20 protein-coding genes are annotated in these 20,028 nt (G+C 37.0%); 9 read left to right on the top strand and 11 right to left on the bottom strand.

The annotated features are described in order from the left end of the window. Positions 1-5: 5 nt before the first annotated feature. Both MKX57_RS06675 and MKX57_RS06680 read right to left on the bottom strand, forming a co-directional pair. Complete coding sequence (locus tag MKX57_RS06675; protein ID WP_008174333.1) at positions 6-410, bottom strand: DUF3021 domain-containing protein; 405 nt, start codon at positions 408-410, stop codon at positions 6-8. 1 nt (position 411) lies between these two features. Beyond that, complete coding sequence (locus MKX57_RS06680; RefSeq protein WP_089985532.1) at positions 412-861, bottom strand: LytTR family DNA-binding domain-containing protein; 450 nt, start codon at positions 859-861, stop codon at positions 412-414. 224 nt (positions 862-1,085) lie between these two features. Between MKX57_RS06680 and MKX57_RS06685 the strand changes: the two genes are divergently transcribed. Further along, the gene (locus MKX57_RS06685) at positions 1,086-2,114 is read left to right on the top strand and encodes an AbrB family transcriptional regulator (RefSeq protein ID WP_089985534.1); all 1,029 of its coding nucleotides are present in this window, start codon (positions 1,086-1,088) and stop codon (positions 2,112-2,114) included. 44 nt (positions 2,115-2,158) lie between these two features. Here the strand turns inward: MKX57_RS06685 and MKX57_RS06690 are convergent, their stop codons facing one another. Next, the gene (locus MKX57_RS06690) at positions 2,159-3,853 is read right to left on the bottom strand and encodes a methyl-accepting chemotaxis protein (RefSeq protein WP_096363922.1); all 1,695 of its coding nucleotides are present in this window, start codon (positions 3,851-3,853) and stop codon (positions 2,159-2,161) included. Positions 3,854-4,066: 213 nt separating this feature from the next. Here MKX57_RS06690 and MKX57_RS06695 point away from each other — a divergent pair, with 213 nt between their 5' ends. The 3 genes from MKX57_RS06695 to MKX57_RS06705 all read left to right on the top strand — a co-directional run bounded on the left by MKX57_RS06695 (position 4,067) and on the right by MKX57_RS06705 (position 6,904). Next, complete coding sequence (locus MKX57_RS06695; protein WP_008174324.1) at positions 4,067-4,207, top strand: RAxF-45 family protein; 141 nt, start codon at positions 4,067-4,069, stop codon at positions 4,205-4,207. Between the two features lie 104 nt (positions 4,208-4,311). After that, the gene (gene abc-f, locus MKX57_RS06700) at positions 4,312-6,120 is read left to right on the top strand and encodes an ABC-F type ribosomal protection protein (RefSeq protein WP_107921766.1); all 1,809 of its coding nucleotides are present in this window, start codon (positions 4,312-4,314) and stop codon (positions 6,118-6,120) included. Then, positions 6,113-6,904 carry a GNAT family N-acetyltransferase gene (locus tag MKX57_RS06705; protein WP_342550858.1) on the top strand — a complete coding sequence of 264 codons (792 nt, stop codon included), beginning with the start codon at positions 6,113-6,115 and terminating at the stop codon, positions 6,902-6,904. The genes abc-f and MKX57_RS06705 overlap by 8 nt, the downstream gene beginning before the upstream one ends. A gap of 57 nt (positions 6,905-6,961) precedes the next feature. Here the strand turns inward: MKX57_RS06705 and MKX57_RS06710 are convergent, their stop codons facing one another. Continuing rightward, a complete protein-coding gene (locus tag MKX57_RS06710) occupies positions 6,962-8,524 on the bottom strand; it encodes a bifunctional UDP-sugar hydrolase/5'-nucleotidase (protein ID WP_342550859.1) in 1,563 nt (520 codons plus the stop codon). A gap of 181 nt (positions 8,525-8,705) precedes the next feature. Here MKX57_RS06710 and MKX57_RS06715 point away from each other — a divergent pair, with 181 nt between their 5' ends. The 5 genes from MKX57_RS06715 (at position 8,706) to MKX57_RS06735 (ending at position 13,165) form a co-directional block, all read left to right on the top strand. Further along, positions 8,706-9,779 carry a PhnD/SsuA/transferrin family substrate-binding protein gene (locus MKX57_RS06715; RefSeq protein WP_342550860.1) on the top strand — a complete coding sequence of 358 codons (1,074 nt, stop codon included), beginning with the start codon at positions 8,706-8,708 and terminating at the stop codon, positions 9,777-9,779. Between the two features lie 83 nt (positions 9,780-9,862). Further along, positions 9,863-10,666, top strand: a complete 804-nt coding sequence (gene phnC, locus MKX57_RS06720) for a phosphonate ABC transporter ATP-binding protein (RefSeq protein WP_008174314.1) — start codon at positions 9,863-9,865, stop codon at positions 10,664-10,666. Then, positions 10,623-11,438 (top strand): phosphonate ABC transporter, permease protein PhnE, encoded by an 816-nt coding sequence (phnE, locus tag MKX57_RS06725; RefSeq protein WP_043989738.1) that lies wholly within the window; start codon positions 10,623-10,625, stop codon positions 11,436-11,438. Before phnC ends, phnE (MKX57_RS06725) begins: the two co-directional genes overlap by 44 nt. Before the next feature lie 10 nt (positions 11,439-11,448). Then, on the top strand, positions 11,449-12,255 hold the full coding sequence (phnE, locus tag MKX57_RS06730; protein WP_342532372.1) for a phosphonate ABC transporter, permease protein PhnE: 807 nt from the start codon (positions 11,449-11,451) through the stop codon (positions 12,253-12,255). A 175-nt stretch (positions 12,256-12,430) separates the two neighbouring features. Next, positions 12,431-13,165, top strand: coding sequence for a hypothetical protein (locus MKX57_RS06735; RefSeq protein WP_043989737.1), 735 nt, complete (start codon positions 12,431-12,433; stop codon positions 13,163-13,165). An 89-nt stretch (positions 13,166-13,254) separates the two neighbouring features. Here MKX57_RS06735 and MKX57_RS06740 read toward each other — a convergent pair whose 3' ends face one another. The 7 genes from MKX57_RS06740 to MKX57_RS06770 form a co-directional block, all read right to left on the bottom strand. Next, complete coding sequence (locus MKX57_RS06740; RefSeq protein ID WP_008174304.1) at positions 13,255-13,626, bottom strand: hypothetical protein; 372 nt, start codon at positions 13,624-13,626, stop codon at positions 13,255-13,257. A gap of 109 nt (positions 13,627-13,735) precedes the next feature. Next, positions 13,736-14,419, bottom strand: a complete 684-nt coding sequence (locus MKX57_RS06745) for a M23 family metallopeptidase (protein ID WP_342532373.1) — start codon at positions 14,417-14,419, stop codon at positions 13,736-13,738. Beyond that, a complete protein-coding gene (locus MKX57_RS06750; protein ID WP_170844154.1) occupies positions 14,419-14,700 on the bottom strand; it encodes a phage holin in 282 nt (93 codons plus the stop codon). The genes MKX57_RS06745 and MKX57_RS06750 overlap by 1 nt, the downstream gene beginning before the upstream one ends. A 17-nt stretch (positions 14,701-14,717) precedes the next feature. Continuing rightward, positions 14,718-15,218, bottom strand: a complete 501-nt coding sequence (locus tag MKX57_RS06755) for a hypothetical protein (protein WP_089986637.1) — start codon at positions 15,216-15,218, stop codon at positions 14,718-14,720. Then, the gene (locus MKX57_RS06760) at positions 15,211-15,660 is read right to left on the bottom strand and encodes a hypothetical protein (protein ID WP_089986636.1); all 450 of its coding nucleotides are present in this window, start codon (positions 15,658-15,660) and stop codon (positions 15,211-15,213) included. Before MKX57_RS06760 ends, MKX57_RS06755 begins: the two co-directional genes overlap by 8 nt. A 21-nt stretch (positions 15,661-15,681) precedes the next feature. Then, positions 15,682-17,607 (bottom strand): DNRLRE domain-containing protein, encoded by a 1,926-nt coding sequence (locus MKX57_RS06765; RefSeq protein ID WP_342550861.1) that lies wholly within the window; start codon positions 17,605-17,607, stop codon positions 15,682-15,684. Between the two features lie 31 nt (positions 17,608-17,638). Next, complete coding sequence (locus MKX57_RS06770) at positions 17,639-19,984, bottom strand: LamG domain-containing protein (protein WP_342550862.1); 2,346 nt, start codon at positions 19,982-19,984, stop codon at positions 17,639-17,641. Positions 19,985-20,028: the final 44 nt, after the last annotated feature.

Raw genomic sequence — 20,028 nt, forward strand, 5'->3', positions numbered from 1 at the left:
CCAGATTATTCCTTTCTTTTTCGGATTTCTCGATTTATTTTTTCAATATCATTTAATTGAAGGATATAAAGAATACACCAAACGATGATGTAAATAACGGCTTCAGAAAGCAGCACATATTTCACACCAGAATGCATAAACCAACCACCAAAATAGCCAGCAATTAAAACACAGATTGTCACAGCGATTAAATGCAAGAGTAGCTGCACCATAAAAGGGATCGATTCAATCTCAAAAATACCAGATATAAGTCCGATGGCAATGCCAAGTATGGCTGCAATAACAATTTGCTCTAGTAATTCTGTGCCTGACACCATCGCATTATTTGATAGGACGCTAAATGTCACTAAGACATATGAAGAGCTAAGGGATATGAGTAGTCCGATAATCATCATGCTTACATATTTCATGCTATAGATCCCTCCCAATACCTAAGTGTCGCTTCAATTCTTTTATATATTTACGACTAACATGAATGGTTACATCATTTTCAAGCAGTAATTGTGTTGTACCGATTTTGCCCATTTGAATAGAGGAGATTTTATGGATATTGACAAGTGTAGATTTACTTACTCGTACAAAGTCCTTTGAAAGCTGTGCCTCTAGTTCATATAATTTTCGTTTAGACTCAAACTCTTGCTCATTCGTTTGTAAAAATACTTTGGCATCCTCTGCATAGATGGAATAAATATCAGAAATTTTTAGTAGATGAATTTCTTGTTGAAAGTACCCATCTAGCATAGTCGTTTGGGACGCTTGTAATTGCTGCATGAGTCTTTCAATTTGTTCGTTGTATTCTTTCGCATGTATATGAACCTCTGTTTCTTCAAGTTCATGGTGAATAGTCAAATGAATTTTCATAGGAGGCCTCCTTTATTTTCCCCTCAAAGGGAAAACGCTGAATCAGGTAATAATAATGTAGCATAGATAATTTTAGCAAAGGTAAATTATTGGATAAGAGGTTCAATTTTATCGATAACAGGTTATTTTTTAACGATAGCAAACCATATAAAAGTCGCTTCAATAGAAAAAAAGGTTAAGAAACGTCATAATATAGTTATCTAGTGTTGTAAGGGGTTGCTAGTATGTTTGTTTTTGGTAGGCATATGTTGATTACATTATGCATTGGCCTCATAGGTGCTGTCGTTTTTCAACTACTTCATATACCAATGCCTTGGTTGCTAGGCGCTATTACAGCTGTACTTATCGTGCAATTGTCGACCAATGTACAATTGAGATGGCACTCTTCCTTCCGTAATTTTGGCTTAATCGTAGCAGGGTATTCTATCGGCTTTGCCTTTACTCCAGAAGCGGTGCAGGATATTAAGCTTTTTTTAGGGAGTATTGTCGTTATAAATGTGATTTTTATATTATTATTTTTTGGTGTCAGTTATTTAGTAGCCAAACGTACAGATTTGGATTTTGCAACGGCATTGACATGCTGTGTACCTGGTGGCATGGCACAGGTTGTGGCTTTTGCTGAGGAGCAAGGCGATATGGATATGGTGGTCATTACATTCTTTCAAATCCTCCGTGTTCTTTTAATCGTCGGCTTTGTCCCGCTAATGTTGACAGATGTTGGTGGAAACAGCACTATGAACAACGGAATGTATACATGGGGCCTTATCGGTATACTAATTGTTTGTGGCTTAGCAGGATGGATTGCTCAAAAGCTTAAAATTCCAACAGGTTATATGCTCGGCCCAGTATTTTTATTGATGGGTATTAATATGGTGGGGATAGAAGTGCCTAGAATACCCATATCTCTTCTACATATTGCTCAATTGATGGTTGGAATCCATATCGGGTTATTGTTGAAAAAAGAAGATTTACATTTATCAAAGAGGCATATTTTTTATGCATTTGTATCAGCTGGCATTTATATAGGAGCAGCGTATGGCTTAACATTTTTAATGAAAAGTTTATACAGTCTCGACTTTAAGACAGGCTTTTTAAGTATTGTGCCTGGGGGACTTGATCAAATGGGGATTATTGCGGCTTCTGTACATGCCAATGTGACAATCGTCACAGCTTTTCAACTCTTCCGAATCCTAGTGATTTCAATTTTCCTTGTGCCTGTGGTCAAAATGTTTGTAAAAAAAGTGAAAACATGAGGGATAGTGATCAACTAATCCCTCATGTTTTTTTGCTGGTCGATTTAATATTTAAATTGATGGATTAAATCTTGCAATGTTTCGGCATTCGCTGTTAGCTGTGACGCTGCCTGATTAATATCATCCATTGATAGAAGATTCGTTTCAGCAATTTGTGTGACGATTTTTGATTGTTCACGTGCATCCATAGCAATTTCAGCCATAATTTGTGTTGAAGCATTCGCCTGTTCAATTCTTGCATACAGCTCTTCGGCAATGCCTGACACCTCTTGAATTTTGAGTGTCACAAGTGACACCTTTGTAGTAATATCTGCAAAAGCCTTGCTAGTTGTGTAGACCACCTCAGCGCTTGTAGTGGCCTCTTGTTTACTTTGCTGCATATACACCCGTGCTTCCTTAGACAGTTGTTGCATCGTGTGAATCGTCTCTGTAATTTCTGCTGCGGAGATTTTGGATTGTTCGGCAAGCTTCCGAACCTCTTCTGCAACCACTGCGAAGCCCTTGCCATGTTCGCCCGCACGAGCCGCCTCGATCGATGCATTGAGGGCTAATAAATTCGTTTGATCAGCGATGGCATGAATGACCTCCACAATCTCATCTATTTTATTGGCATGTGTATCAAGTGCTGCAATGGCTTCTGCACTTTCCTGAACGGCATTGGTCATAGCACGCATTTGAAACTGCATATTATGTGCGGCATCCTCACCATGCTTGGCCGTATCGAAGGCATCCGACGCATAGGAAGATACCTCACTATTAGTTTCTGTAACTAGTTGAATTCCACCTGCAATATCTTCCATCGCTTCGGCATTCTCATGAGCACTATGCTTTTGAGTACTTGCACCACTTGCAAGCTCCTGCATATTGGCTGTTAATTGCTCCGTTGTTGTCGTGGTGGAACCTGCCGTTGCAGATAATTCCAGTGAGGATGCAGACACTTGATTGGCTGTTGCATCTACTTGTTGCATCATACTACGTAAAGTTGCCAGCATGGCATTAAACGACTCTGCCACATGGCCGATTTCATCCTTTGATTGCACTAGTAGCTGCTGCGTTAAATCACCTTTCCCAGCAGAGATCGTTTCTAGCTGGATGTTTAATTGCTTTAAAGGTCTGACAATGCCACGAATAAAGAGCATACCTGCAATGACTGCAATAAGGGCTGAGATGACAGCGATAATTCCAGTCTTTAATAACATCTTTTGTGCGACTACATCAATATCAGCGGAAGGTACCCCAGCAAAGAACATGCCAATCGTTTCGCCGTTTTTATTTTTAATGGGCTCGTATTTTGTAAAATAGGGGTTGCCTAGCACTTCGGCAGTACCCGTGTACGTTTTCCCTTGCTGTAAAACAGTGTCAGCTACTTTTGGGTCGACCGTTGTTCCAATAGCACGTTGTCCATCTATGACAATATTTGTATTAATTCTCGTTTCTCCAGCGAAAATTGTAATGGCAGCCTGTGATAATTCTCCTAAAGTATCAATAAGTGCCGTTTCATTGGCTACGTTTACATTGCCTTTGTAAAGCTCACCATTTTTTAATTGCCATTCACCAGGTAATGTTTGGTCGAGGTTAAGTATACTTAAATCTAAAATTTGATGGAGCCTTGTATTGTACTCATCTCGTAATGTTTTTTTCATTTCGGTTGTGTTCATAAGACCTATAGCAATGAGTACAAATCCAATAATAACCACAATTAATAAGCTCATTTTCTTTTGCATACTTAGCTTTTTCATGAAATGTCCCTCCACATTCTCCGTAAAAAACCCTACTACCAATCGCCTAAATATTGATATAATTTGGGAAAAAATTTCTATTTTTTATTAGTATATAACTAGTGTGCCAGTTTGTATATTTATAAAATAAAATGATTGTTCATTTATCCCCTTTTCAAATTATCTGAAAAATGGTATTATATGTTTAACTATATTGAACGGAGGTGAAAAAGAATGAATAAAAACGCTACGGACACATGTATAAAAGTGGATACAGCTATGTATTTTGCACGTGTCATTACTTTCGATTTTGCGAACAACGGGATAGGTCTGTCCATTTTTAAGCAAAATCAAATAACTAACGTAGCGAATTAACCATTCTTTTTCACACATTTTAATGAGAAAAAGACTGCTTGTTAATGAGCAGTCTTTTTTGTGTTGTCAAGATGTTTTCGCGCGTTTCATTGGAGGAAAAAACGATGCAAATGAAAGCTGAGCAAATACAAAAAATTATGGGTGGCAATATATTATTTGAGAATTTACAACTGGAGGTAAATAGTGGGGAGCATGTTGCTATAGTTGGCGTAAATGGTAGTGGTAAAACAACTTTATTGCAGCTTCTATCGGGTGTAGATTTTCCCGATCGGGGACGTATCATAAAAAGTAAAGATGCCACAGTCGGCTATTTACATCAAATACCAAATTATCCGGGTCATTCAGTAAAGAAAGTGTTAGAAGAGGCATTTGCTGATATTTATGCATTAAAGGCTAGAATGACGATACTTGAGCAAGAGATGCAGTCAAACGTAACGGATAAAATTTTATGGCAATATGGGCAAGTACAGGAGCAATTCATGCTACAGGGGGGCTATGAGGTGGATGCCCAATTAGCGATGATTGCAAATGGGCTAGGCATTATGGAAATGTTGGCACAGCCATTTAGTAGTTTAAGTGGTGGAGAGAAGACGAAAGTAATGCTTGGGCAAATTTTATTGAGCCAGCCAGCTATTTTATTGTTAGATGAACCAACGAACCATCTTGATATGCAGGCAATCGAATGGCTTGAAAATTACGTACGCAGCTTTGAGGGAATTGTCATTGTCGTCTCTCATGACCGCCAATTTATGAATCAGATTGCACATAAAGTCATTGAAATTGAAGATGGAGAGGCCTTTACGTACACAGGTAATTACGATGCATTTATAGCACAAAAAGAGGCAAAGATTGAACAGCAATTTGCTGATTATGAAGAGCAGCAGAAGAAAATTAAGAAAATGCAAGAAACGATTAAACGATTAAAACAATGGGCTAATGAAGCAAATCCACCAAACGCTTCTATGCATAGACGTGCGAAAAGTATGGAAAAAGCATTAGCACGTATCGAACGGGTGAAGAAGCCTATATCAAAAAAGAAAATGAATCTCGCTTTAACGATGGCTGAACGCAGCGGTAAAGAGGTAGTGCAATTACAAGACATTTACCACGGCTATGATAAGCCTTTATTGATAGACAGTAACCTAGCTGTCTACTTTGGAGAAAGACTAGCGATTGTTGGGAACAACGGTAGTGGTAAATCAACGTTATTAAAAATGATGTTAGGGGAAATCGTTCCTAATCGCGGTGTTTGCCATGTAGGTAGTAATGTGAAAATTGGTTATCTATCTCAGCAATTGGAACATAAAAATCCAGCTATCCGATTAATTGATGCGTTTCGTGAAAATGTAGCGGTGTCTGAGGCCGAAGCACGCCATATTCTCGCACGATTTTTGTTCTATGGCTATGATGTCTTTAAAAAAGTGAAGAATTTAAGCGGTGGAGAAAAAATGCGCCTTCGGTTAGCTCAATTAATGCATGAGGATATTAATGTGCTCATTTTGGATGAACCAACGAACCATTTAGATATTGAAGCAAGAGAGGTATTGGAGGATACGCTAGAAACCTTTGAGGGAACCATTATTGGTGTGTCCCATGACCGCTACTTCTTACAAAAAATATTTACCAAAACAGCATGGCTAAAGGATCAAACTATTCATGTTTTTGAAGGAGATTATGAGTGGGCTAGACAAAAACTTGAGGAGCTCTGGGAAAAAATAGTAGTTGAAGTTGAAAATGAAGCGGCACCTAAAATACAATCTGTCAAAAAAGAGCTAACGATTGAGCAACAAATTGAAAAACTAGAGGCAAAACTAGAGGAACCTTCACTTGCTAAAGAGCAACGGCAAAAGCTCGAACAGCATATAGAGGAGTTATATGAAAAATGGATGGAAGAGGGAACGGAACATGCTTAATTTAGAACACATTATGCAGCTTGATATAGATTATGTAAAGAGTTTTAGTGAAATGGAGGCATGTAAAGAAGGAGTTTTATTCTATAATAAGGCAATTCCGACCTATTATGATGCTAATCATGCACATGTTTGGCGAAAGATCGAAAAACCTGTTCAGTTTTTAGAAGATATAAAAACGTTCTATCAATCTAAGTCGCTTATCCCACGGCTGTATTTATATAATCTTGAGGATAATCAAGCGTGTATAGAGTCTTTAGAGATGCATGGCTTTCAATATGAGCAGTTCGTCAATGAAATTCAGTGCTGGAATGGTGAGTTTCGTCAACTCTCACCACATCCAGCGATCAAAATTGAACGGGTAACAGATGCAAATTTGAACGAAGCCTTGGCAGTGGAAATGAGCATTTCTGCTTTTGGAGATCCTGAATTAATTAAAATGGCCTTTGAGCAAGCGTATTATTCGCCAAGCTTTACGTACTATTTATTAAAACTTGATGGGGTGCCATGCTGTTCCGCAAATCTATTTGTGTCAGGAAATCAAGGAAGGATTGAGAGTGTAGCAACAATTGAAAGCCATCGAGGTCGTGGTTTAATCGGCTATATGTTGCAGCATATCCAACAGCAGTCAGTGAATCAGAAGCTTGAGCAGCTTTGGATATGGCCAATTAACGATCAAGTTGCTAAAGTCTATGATAGGTCTAACTTTAAATCGGTTGGATCCATTGCCTCCATTCATGCATTTACAGAAGGTAAAAGTATTCAAGATATACGACAAAATTCTTAATCTAACATATATAAAAACCCGCCAAATTCCTGTGAAATTTAGAATTTGGCGGGTTTTTTAGTATTGTACTTGCCAATTATGATTACATGTCGCTTGGACAATGGGCTGTTTTAACAGATAATCGGCAATTAGCTCGGTCATATCAATCTGAATCTCTTTCACAACAGGGCGATTTCTTAAAAAGTCAAAATTTCCTGCACCAGTCGCACGATAACTACTCATTACGACATCGAACTCTTCCTCCCTATTTATAGCTGCACCATGATATGAAAGTTTGGTAACACGTTCACCAATAGGCTTTGAAATATCCAAGATATACTCAATACCTTCCCACATATCATAATTATAAGGTTGCGCCTTCGGGAAAAGGAATGAATCCGCTACATGCAATTGACCTGCTGTTACAGTAAAATAGCTAGCGGATTGTTCAAGGGCAAGTAAAATGTCCTGTCCTGAGAGTCGAAGTACTTTTAATGTATTAGCGTAAATATAGTTTGTCACAATGTCACGCATCGTAACGGCTTGTTTGAAGCCACCTGGTTCATCATGAAAAAGAGCTGTACAGGAAATAGATGCCTCCGACACAGCCATTTGAATGCGGTTGATAAATTCAATATAGGGATGTTCCTGAATGCGCGCAAGAAATGGATCTTCAATTTGTAAATCTCCTTGGATCATGCCGATTGTTTCATCTAACCATGCTTCGGTTTTTTCAAAGGTTGGTGAGATGATCTGACAAACAGCATCATGAGGTTGCGTATGCTCTGAACTATAAATGAGCGATGGGGTATGACAAATCGATTGGATTTTTTGCTGATGATCCATGTCAATTTCTAGCTCTATTTTAGCGATACAAACGCCCTTCGTCCCAGGTTGAACGACTGATTTTCCCATAATGGTTGTGCTAATTTCACGATGCTGGTGGCCAGAAATAATAATGTCTACTTCTTCTATTTCAGCACACATACGGTATCCTTGATTTTCTCCATCCTCAGCTTCAAGTAGTTCTCCTGATTCAAGATCTCTCTCGAATCCACCGTGATAACATAAAACTAGAACGTCAATTTGTTCATTAGCACGAATCCATTTTGCCCAGTAGCTAGCACTTGAAAAGGCATCTTCAAAATGAAGTCCTTCAATGTGAAGAGGTTCCTCCCACTTAGTGACAAAATGTGTTGTCACACCTAAAATGGCTATTTTAATGCCATCTATTTCTTTAATGATATATGGCTTTGTAAATGGTCTCCCATCCTTGGTCACGATATTGGCGCCTAGCCAAGGGAAATGTGATTGGTGAATCACCGATTGTAACGTCTGAAGTCCATAATTAAATTCATGATTACCGAATACGATGGCATCATATTGAAGCTCATTGGCCACCTGAATCAAAGGATTCCGTTCCTGCGTATGAAATTTTTGATGATAAAAGGTCATGGGACTGCCCTGAATAAAGTCACCATTATCAATTAAGATGGTTTGCATTTCAAGCCTTTTTTCTTCAATAATTGTTGCAAGCTTGGCTAACCCAAGCGCTTTATTTCGATCATGTCGAAAGGTTGTGGGCATGATATAGCCATGAATATCACTGGTTGCAAGTATTTGTATCGTTTTCGTAGACATAATAGATCCTCCGATCATTAGTATATCCATAGTATATAAATTAATTTCGTAGGAAGTTAGCTTATTTACACTATCAAAATATTATTTTACCAAGTAGAAACATTAATTTACGCGCTATTAACACTAGGGAAATATTTACTGTATATACTGAAAAAGCATTTCAAAAAGGGAGGATAACATTTTGAAGAAACTACTATTTTTCACGTTAACATGCATGCTTACTGTGTTCCTAATGGCATGTGGAAATGAAGCTTCGGACACATCTAAAGATAATAAAACGACAGATGTGGCTGCAGAGGCAAGTGGCAATGAGTCTATAGATAAATTATCGCTTGGCTTTGTACCTTCTCGTAATCCAGATGAAATTATTACGGCAACCGAACCTTTAAAAGGTTTGTTAAAGGACGAGCTTGCGAAACTAGGTTTTGATGTAGGTGAAATTGATATTACCGTTGGAACTAATTTTGAAGCAGTAGGGGAAGCCTTGTCTGCAGGTACTACAGATATTGGCTTAATACCTGGAGGGACTTATGTGTTATATGATGATGGCGCAGAAGTAATTTTAACTGCTACACGTGCTGGATTAAATAATGATTCTGATAACCCAGTGGAGTGGAATAACAATAAACCAACAGCACCAACGACAACACAGGCTACATCATATAGGGCTATTTTAGTGGCAGGTCCATCTGAAAAAGGTAAAGCATTAGCAGCGAAAGTGAACAATGGTGAGAAATTAACGTTTGAAGATTTAAATAATGTCACGTGGAATGTTATGTCCTCTTCTTCACCAGCAGGCTATATTTACCCTACATTATGGTTACATGAGAATTTCGATAAAACCATTCCTGATTTAGCGAAGGTTGTTCAAGCTGATTCTTATGGGAATGCCTTTGGACGTTTAGCTGCTGGACAAACAGATGTCTTGGTCACTTATGCAGATGCACGTCGTGATTATGAGGAAAGCTGGCAAGGAGATTTCGGACGCACTGCTTCCATTTGGGGTGAGACGGATTTAATCGGGGTAATGCCTGCCATTTATAACGACACTATTAGTGTAAGTAAAAATTCCAAGGTCATGACTGACGACCTGAAGAAGGCAATTCAGCAGGCCTTCATGAATATTGGTAACACAGATCAAGGTAAGGAAGTAATTGCTATCTATAGTCATGAAGGCTATCAGGAGGCAAAAGACAGTGACTATGACAACGAGCGTAAGGCACAGGAATTAGTGCAAAACCTCGGTTCGAAATAAGGGAATGAAGAATCTGCGTGGCCTGCGGTTTACTCGCAGAAAGCAGATTCTTCTTTTATATTTTCTAGATAGGGAGCGGTTCAATGATTGAGTTTAAAGAGGTAGAAAAACGTTATCCGAATGGCTTTCTTGCCTTAAATCACATTAATCTACAAATTGAGCAGGGCGAATTCGTGGCCATCATCGGTTTGTCCGGTGCTGGAAAATCAACATTATTACGCTGTATTAATAAAATGCACGACATTACTGAAGGTACATTGCGTGTCAATGAAGTCAATGTGCAGCATCTGAAGGGCAAGGGCATCCGTAATTTACGCAGAAATATTGGCATGATTTTTCAATCTTTTAATCTTGTGACACGTGTGTCGGTCTTGAAAAACGTGCTCGTATCCTTTGTGCCGAATATGCCAGTATGGCGAAAAGTTTTAGGCATATTTACGCAAGAAGAAAAGCGACAAGCATTAATGGCACTCGATCAAGTCGGTATTTTGGATAAGGCGTATGTCCGTGTCGACCAATTATCCGGGGGGCAACAACAGCGTGTGGCATTAGCTCGTACACTTGCACAAAATCCACAAATTATTTTGGCGGACGAGCCTGTTGCGTCACTTGACCCTGTAACAGCTAAACAAGTGATGGACGATTTTAAACGAATTAATAAACAGTTCAACATGACCATAATTATTAATATTCACCATGTTGACTTGGCATTAGCCTATGCGACACGCGTTATTGGTGTACGGAGCGGTGAAATTGTATTTGATGGGCAGGCAAGTGAAATAACGGAGGAAACGCTTGCCTTCATTTATAACACTACGAACCAAGGGAGAGGCGAAACAGAACATGTCATGGAAGATGCGATCACCGAAAAAAATAGTTTTGCCTAATGGAAAAGAAGTGCTGGAGAAACGCTCATTCCTGCCTGTGTTGTGGCTATTAATAGTTGTACTACTTTTTCTTTCAATTCGTATTACGGGCTTTAGCATAGAGGTGCTTGTCCATCGAATTCAAGAGTTCTTTGTCATCCTACAGCAGATGATTCCACCTAATTGGGACTACTTATCAAAGCTATGGCAGCCGCTATTTGATACGATTAAAATGTCCTTATTTGGCTCTGTAGCAGGTGCTTTAGTTGCGTTACCTATTGCCATACTTGCTGCCACTACTATCACGAAATATAAAGGAATCGCCATGGTAGCTAAATTTATGTTAAGTCTACTACGAACGTTGCCTACTTTGATTGTTGCCTTAATAGCGACGTTTATTTTTGGGCTTGGAACGATGGCTGGTACAGTGGCGATTTTTTTATTTACTATAGCGTATGTAGGGAAACTATTATATGAACAAATAGAAAATGCCAATATGGGGGCATATGAGGCAATGCATTCAATGGGCCTCACAACAATTCAAGCATTTCGTTATGCGATTATGCCGCAAATTTTACCCAATTATCTCTCCACCTCGTTATTTTGCTTTGAGGGAAATGTTCGTTATGCGTCGATTTTAGGGTATGTAGGTGCAGGAGGAATTGGGTTACTTCTGAATGAAAGTTTGGGATGGCGAAGCTATGAGAATGTGGGGATGATCCTTCTCATGCTGGTTTGTACGGTTTTTCTAATTGAATCAACAAGCGAATATTTCCGCAAAAAATTAATGTAGAGGTGATGTAATGAATGCTATCGACAAGCAATTACAACTACAACCAAATCGACGCATGTCATACATCATGACAATGATCATACTTACTTTATTATTTATTTGGTCTGTAACCGCCATTCATTTCGAGAATGTTTCGGCAAGTGGTACGAAAATTGCAAAAAATATCTTCGTAGGCTTGCTGAATCCTGATTGGTCATTAATAATGAATGTGACAACTGAAGGTATACCCTATTTATTAATCGAAACAATGGCCATAGCGTTTCTAGGTACTATTGTAGGGGCATTGCTAGCGATCCCTCTAGCCTTTTTATCCGCTTCTACTATTGTGCCAAAGCCTGTTGCATTTATTGTTCGCTTTCTATTAATTATGATTAGAACCATACCTGCCATCGTCTATGGACTAATGTTCATTCGTGTAACAGGCCCTGGACCATTTGCAGGTGTATTGACTATGTCTTTAACGTCTATCGGAATGCTGTCAAAGCTATATGTGGATGTTATTGAGGACTTAGATAAAAGTATACTAGAGTCGATGGAGGCTATTGGTTGTACGTTAATGGAAAAAATTCGTTTTGGTATATGGCCACAGTTAACGGCGTTATTTACATCTATTGTCATTTATCGCTTTGATATGAATTTGCGAGATGCAACTGTACTCGGTTTAGTGGGAGCAGGAGGCATCGGTGCACCCCTAATTTTCGCTATGAATTCGTACAAATGGTCAGAGGTAGGTGCCATCTTATTAGGGCTTGTTGTTCTTATTTTACTGGTGGAGTATGTTTCAAATCGTGCACGTACTAAACTGGTTAAAGGATAAAATTTTTAGAAGGTAATAGTTAGTAAAATTCCTGAATAGTATCGACTATTCAGGAATTTTGATTTATTCTTATAAAAGAGGAATTTTCATTGATTATAAGTTTTTTACTTGAAAAAATACCGTATTCGATTTATTGTCTTTAGAGATACTTGTTTATGGACTTGGAGGATATGGAATGCACGGAATTTATATACGCTATAATGTCTCAAAAGAAACTTCAGCAGCAAAATGGCCCAAAAAAATGGATGCATTTGCTTATGTTCAACGAGAAAAACCACAACAAGATAATGACAACTTGCTGTCACCAGAAGAGCTAAAAAACCATGCAATTCGTTATATTAAAAGCTTAAAAGACAATGCAAGTGAACATTTAGTAGAGCAACGTAACGGCGAAATAGAGCATTTTGATCGTCGCTATATGGAGTCCTTAAAATTAAAGGAAAGCATTGATTCACAACTGATTAATCTAGAAGAAATCCGTTTATTGCTGCAACTAATGAATGTTTTAAATTTATCGCATGCCTTCGGAGAAAATGCTGGAAAGCTCCTACGTCAAATTACACCATATGCAAAAGAGGTAGAGCATCCAACATTCCAAACTACTCGTGTGGAGCGCCATTTTTATTCAGAATTAATCGAACCAATAGAAGTCATTTACACACGCATTATGCGTCAGCACAACCCATCAACTACAGAAATGCAACATTCAGAGAAGCTCTGGACAACAGTCTGTGAGCAAGCAATAGAGAAGGTAGAAACCCGAATTGAACGCTTATCTTCTATCAAATTAAAACATGAAAACAATTTATTAGAGTTTAATCATTTAAAACAACAAAATATCGAGGCAAAGGAACGCCTAGATTTAGCCGTTCATGAATTGGATGAGATTTTAAATGTACTAGAATCTTAAAAAGCATGTCTACCGATTGAAATTTCAGTCGGTGACATGCTTTTTATAGTATAGACAGATAATAATGAGCAGGCCTATGAGTGTACTCTTTATTTTTTCTCAGGCTGATCGCGTTTAGATTGGCGCGAAATACGTAATAAATCCAACCCAAGCAATACAATAATGATATAAAACAGTGGGCTAGTAAACGACAAACCAATTTGTGACTGACCACCAAGCAATGTTAGTACAATCCATAATCCAACTGTATACAGAGTCAAACCAACATAGGCCTTCTTAGACATTTTTTTATATTGACCTTTATCTAAGGCTAGCTGTATGATCACTAGCACGACTAATATGAGAAGAATTATCTTTTTAGTCAAGATCGATGCAATCGTTGTGTCAGGGAAGAAATCATTTACAAATAATAATGTGAAAAATACTAGAATAAAGAAATTTAAGATCGTCGAGAGCTTCATGCTATATCTCCTTAGTTGCCAGAATCCTTTCTATTGTAACATGGTTCTATTAGATGGGAATGAATTTATGTTATATGTAAGAGAATTTTATGTATAAGGTATGAAAAAATTATTTTTTATTGAATGAATCATTGTATCTTTTAAGCATTGTGGCAAATTGCTCGCGCGTTAAGAAATTTTGAGGATTAGAGCCATCTGTTATACCTTTATTTTTTAACCATTCCCAAGCAGAATGATGTATTTTAGCGGGTTTCCGAGTTGGAATAATAGCCTGTTTCGTTTTTAAAGCTTCCTCCAGTTCGTTAATTTTAGTAAGTAACTCTGTATATTGTGACATCGTCAGCTCTCCTTTGTTATTAATAATAGTATTAGCTTCGTTTGCTAGAGAAATATATGTCATAGGATCAATTGCATTTGGCTGACCTATAGCCCATTTTCCGTTATGTATTTCAAAATGTAGATGGATACCGAATGCTCTACCGCTGTTCCCCATAATGCCAATTTGTTGACCTTGCTTCACACTTTGACCAACACGAACACAATAAGAATCTAAATGTGCATAATTTGTTTCATAGGCTTTACCATTAACAATATGTTTAATCATTACTACTTTCCCATAGCTACTTAACACCTGGGCGCGACTAATTATCCCAGCAGCACTAGCATAAATGGGAACTTTTCCTGTTGAAGCAAGATCGATGCCTTGATGCCACTCATTGCCATATCCGATATTTCTCCATCCAAATTTACTTGTTAACCTTGCATTTTTAACCGGGCAAATAAAATCTAGCATTATAGATCATCTCGTTTCGGTTTTTTATATCTTAGAGCCCGTGATGAATCACTTAGGCTAGCGGTAGTGGGATCTAAAACGGCATTATATGTACTTACAGCCATTAAGGCGATTACATATGGATTTGAAGCGGCGTTGACAAGTAAGGTCCTTACACTAGACCAGGTGGTTAAATCGGCTCCTGTAATCCCATAGTAGGCAAATAGGGGGGTAATAATAGATAATCCGACTGTAATCCAAAACTGAGGATTATTTATACGTACTTTCCAATTGATTTTCATAAATATCCATTCCTTTCTTACAAGCCTAATATTTTCAAAATTAGAGCTCCAATTATCACAGTGGGGATGAGAATCCACCAGTGTAGATATTGTTTGATCATGTCGCTAATTGATAGATTGTCTTTAGCAGTTTCCTGTTTCAAATCATCTTCAATGCTGTCAACACGCTTTCCAATATCTTTAACATCCTCTTGCAATTCAACTTGAGACATATTTAATTTTGTTAAATTCATATTGATGTTGTTAAAAGTCTTATCCATTCTATTTAATTGTATTTGCTGATGTTTATTCATTTCTTGCTGTTGTTCAGATACTAATGTTAAGCGATATAATAACTCATGATTACCTTCTAATTTTGAAATTCGGTTTTCCTGATTCTTAATTTCAACTTCTGCACTAGCTAATCTTTCACCAAATTTTTCATTTTGCACGTAATCACCAACTTTTGTAAAATAGAAAAGGATAGATGTAGTTATCCATCTATCCTTTAAAAATATAGACTGAGTACCCTCAGTCATTTAATAGTTCTATCTCTTCAAAAATTTCACAAAATCGATCATAGAGAACAGCCTTATTTCCCGTAAATTCTAAATCACAGTTTAAAATGATACTTTGTAAAATTGTAAGCATTTCAATTTTATCTGCCGTTTCTTCCATAATAAAATCCTCATTCATCATTAACATAATTTGCATTTGTGCTTCTTTTTCAGCTTCTTCACATTGAAATAATACAATCTCTTCTTCTTTGTTATGTATTTCTTTCGTTTCAGTAACGATTTCCCCGTTCTCATCTTTTAAAGCGTAATCGTTAATAAGTTGTTGCCTTTCTACCTTTAAGAGCTCTATTTGATCTTCCAGTAATTTAATAAACCTAGTCCGCATTCTAGATTCTTTGCCCTTAAGAATTAGATTGAAAAGGAATGATTGTAATTCTCCAATTTCATAGTTTTTTATTATCATAGTTAATATTCTCCATTTCTTTTACAGTATAAATGCGTAGCCTGATACTGAACCATTAACAGTAATGATTGTTAGTTTATTATTTACCATTAGGATACGAGGCTCAATAATAGTCGGAACTTCCTGGTCAGCCCATGTTGGAATGGTAATCTCTGTTTGAACGAATTTTCTGTTCACTGAAATTTCAGTATAAACTTGAGATACCTTTTTAATATCAATTACAGTATCGACTTGGCTAACAGCTTTTACGGTAAGTTCACTAAAAATATCTTGAACGAATTTAACGAATATTTCGGTATCTTTTTCTGATTTTTCATAAAGTTGTACGGCAATAGATACTCCGATAGAAGGCTTAGAAACAATGATTTCAGTGAAAACATCTGACTTAATATTAGGCTCAATTTCTACCAAAATGTCATTTCTATGTTTAATTTCAATTTCTGTTTCAATTTTTGGTTTTGAGACATGAACTACGGCAAAGAGATTACTATCTTTACCAACCCTAGGCGTGATTTCTGTTGCTATTTTATCCTTTGCTACAAAAAGTTCTGTGTAAACAATAGAAGTCCAACTATCATTAATTTCTATTTCTGTGAAAACTTCATTTTTGTCATGGAATGGTACAGAAATTTCAGCATGGATAGAAGGCCTTGTTACCGAAACAGTTGTATCCCAAGAACTAGTGTCAATTCGGGCGCAGTTTATTTGAGCTAAAGTAAAGGGGGTATTAATCGTAACTTCAGCAAATATTTCTCTATTAAGTGGTCTTCTGGCACCAATTTCAATCAAAATTTCGTCTTCTTCACGAATCGAAGAAATGATTTCAGTCTCAACATATGGCTTGGTGACGGTGATTTCAGCTTGTGCTTCAAAATCTAAAGGAACTTCTGGTCTGTGAGCATAGATTTCAGTATCTAACTTATCGAAACTGAAAATGGAATCAACAGTGACCTCAGTAAACCATTCAGAATGCTTTCTTTTATAGACAAAGATTTCAGTAAGTTGCTGGCTTCTTCCTTGAGAAAATATTCTGGAATCGAAATATTTTACAATTAATTCAGGAGGGGAAGAAGTTTCCCTTGTATAGAAAATTGTCTGTCCAGAAGCAGTTTCATTGGATAAACGAATAATAAAACCATTATTATTTTTTTCAAGAGAAACCCAAGATTCAACAATTTTAAATACATCAAATTCGATGTATCCTTGATTCCTATTAATAGTGAATTCGTCTGCAATTAAATCTATAGGGATTGGCCGATTCAGGTGAGTAAGGCTAGTTTCGTACCACTCGCTACTAGCATTTAGTATTTCTAGTTTAAGGTTTTCAGGAGCTTCACCTTTATAGTATAGACGTAAATAGGATTCTTTTAGCACATAAGAAGGATGAATAGAAGATAAGTCAAATTGCACAAATGAACGCCAAATATCATCCTTACTGCGACCAACAACCATAGAAGAATTGCTGCCATAGTTGATTGTTTGGTATGCTGTTTCCTCTCTTGTGAAAGCATCTTGGGTAGGATAGTACACATCTGTAACGATAGGCGGTTGTTGAACTTCATAAATGGCATACATTCTATTATGTGGTGGCACTTCAATTTCTGCTTCTAAGAAATTGTAACCAATAGGCTGAATCTCCGTATAAACATCTGAGTTCCCACGATACATGATGTTTAAATAGGTATCTTTATTACTAGCGTCTAAAGCACGAGAAATAAGCTCAGTTAGTACTTTACTTTCACTTAAAGGTCTAGCTATAATCTCAACATCTTGCTCTATTTTCCCTACAGCAATTAGTTTGTATGTTGCTTTAAAACTGTTGTGAGGACTTACTTCAATTTCAGTATATACTTCAAAGGATTTATCAAAGGGTATTGTATTCTCAGTTACTATTTCATTTCTATGAGAGGAAATGTCTGTTTCTAATCCAAAATCTTGATCCTCCATAATCTCACTTCCTTATCACATTGTATTGTGATTAGGCTTTGTCTGCTCTCACGATAATGTCAAATGAACCGTTAGCGTCAGGCGTTGAACCTAATTCAGTTTTTAATCGAATGAAGAATGACATTTCTTCGTTGTTTTTTAACACACCACCTAGTCTTAAATCAGGTTGAGGTGTAAAAGGGGATGAACTTGTACTAAATTCACAAGTCATTCCTGTAGGGATTTTTGCTGTATTAGCATACAAGTGTATATCTTTAATATCATAGCCATATTGGTTTTTAAGAATAACCTCATGTTCAACTGTAGTTTGACCTGCAATTATGACACCAAAATCAAGATATTGTAGAACCTCACCAATCTCACTTGAGTAGTATTGACCATACACATCTTTGAACATAAGACCTGAGTATGTTCCCATGAATTGAGTTGACCAATAATCAGTAGTTCCGAAGAAATCTTGAAACTCTATTCTTAGAGTATTCCAATCATCAATTCTAATATCTTTACTTCCAATCGCTAACTCAATATTTTGAGGGGATTCACCTAGTTTCGTAAAGCTTCCATCTGAAGGGTAGTAATAACCATTGTTTAGTAATACACGAAATTGAACACGCGTTAAATCATCATCACTTAACACAGCCTTAAGAACATTTGCGTCTAAGGAAATGTCAATTTTAGCAGTAGTGTTTAAGATGTATAGACTCGAGTTTTCAATAGTTGTCGTATCACGAGGGAGATAGTCTTCGAACGAGATTTCTTCAACAATCGTTTTAATTGTGTCACGAGGATTATCTGTAATAAACATACCAATATTGATATATTCACTAGTCCATGTTCTCCATTGCATGTCAGTGATACTATTTAAGTCTTTGTAAGTCATGCCTGTTGACATGATTGTTTGTAGGCTTGAAGTATCAGCAACAACGAATTTCTTTTCTTTTTTGTCCCATACATACCATTTATCAGGTGTTTCTCTACCGATAAAGTAACGAGCTTCATCACGATAGGATTGTGAAATATCATTGACAAATACATCTTCTAAAGAACCATACAAACGTTTAGGGTTAACTAATTTAACGAATTGAGGTTGTGGTATTGCTTTCATATCAAGCACTCGTTTAGCAGTGTCAGAGCCTTCCTCAGTCCATGTTACAACTTCGAAATCACCTTTGAGTTCATCAATAGGCGACCAATTAGCTTCAAGGATTAAATCAGCATTTGTTACAGTTTCATCATCTGTGTAATAAAGAACCTCAACACTTTCACCAAATTCATCATAAATATCAAATGGCTCAACATTAGTCGATACAACAATATCATCATTAGACTCTGTATAAATGGCTACTGTAGGTAATTCACCAATATAGTCATAGATACTATATGGGTCAACGCCTGTTTCTACTGCGATTTTAGAAGTGTCTGAATCAGTGTAGTAAATCGCTTGAGCTGAATCACCAAGTAAATCTTGGGCTTTAAAACTATTTTTATTTAATACAACAGACGTGAATTGCTTATCTTCAAAATCAGACCACATGATTACTGACTTATTTCCTGATAGCTCTTTCCATTGTTTTTCTGTAATATGGTTTAGATTGTTCAAACCATATTGGATGAAGTTTTCTTCTGTTGGTGTTGTTGATTTCCAAGAAGTGCCATCATGGTATTTGTATTGTGAGTTATGTTGGATGAGATATTTGTCTGGGATAGGGGAGATTACTCTGTCGTAGATTTCGATTTGGTCTAGTTGACCATTAAAAAATGAATAGTTTCCTGCTCCTGCCCATTTCCCAAGTGTTAAATTATTGACATAAGAAGTCTCTAAGTTTTTGGCTTGACTTAGAGCAATGGGGTTAATCATATCATCTATAAATAGTTTTACAGAATTAGGGTTTAATGTCCCATCCCATGTAAACAAAATATCATGCCACATATTGTCAGCTAAGTTTAAAGTTGTTTTAGGAACTTGAACTATAAAAGAATGTGTTACATTTGTCCAAGATGTTGAATCTCCATTAGCAGAAGCAATTCCAAAATTGTCGCCAAATAGTTCGATAATAAAGCCCTTTTGATTAGGTTCTCCTAATGTATTTATTATGTTTTGCGACACTCCACTTGCAGGATAGCCACCTGTTATTTTTAGTTTTAGCCTTATACTTTTAGCTCCAATAGGAATAACTTTGCTATTAAACTGTACATATTGATTAGTGCCATTAAAGCTCATAGCAGAACCTTTTCCATTCCAACCTGTTACTCTAGGTGGTGTGTTGGTTAAAGTACCTGTATAGCCACCGATAGAATCCATAGCATTACCACTAGGATCATCAAAGCTAATAAAGGCTTTACCATATTTACTTAAATTATCTTTTGTATTAGCCATTGTATTGACCTCCAATATTTTTCCATATTAAAAGGACAACCAAA

It is taken from the genome of Lysinibacillus sp. FSL M8-0216 (genome assembly GCF_038595555.1).
In the GTDB taxonomy this organism is placed as follows: domain Bacteria; phylum Bacillota; class Bacilli; order Bacillales_A; family Planococcaceae; genus Lysinibacillus; species Lysinibacillus fusiformis.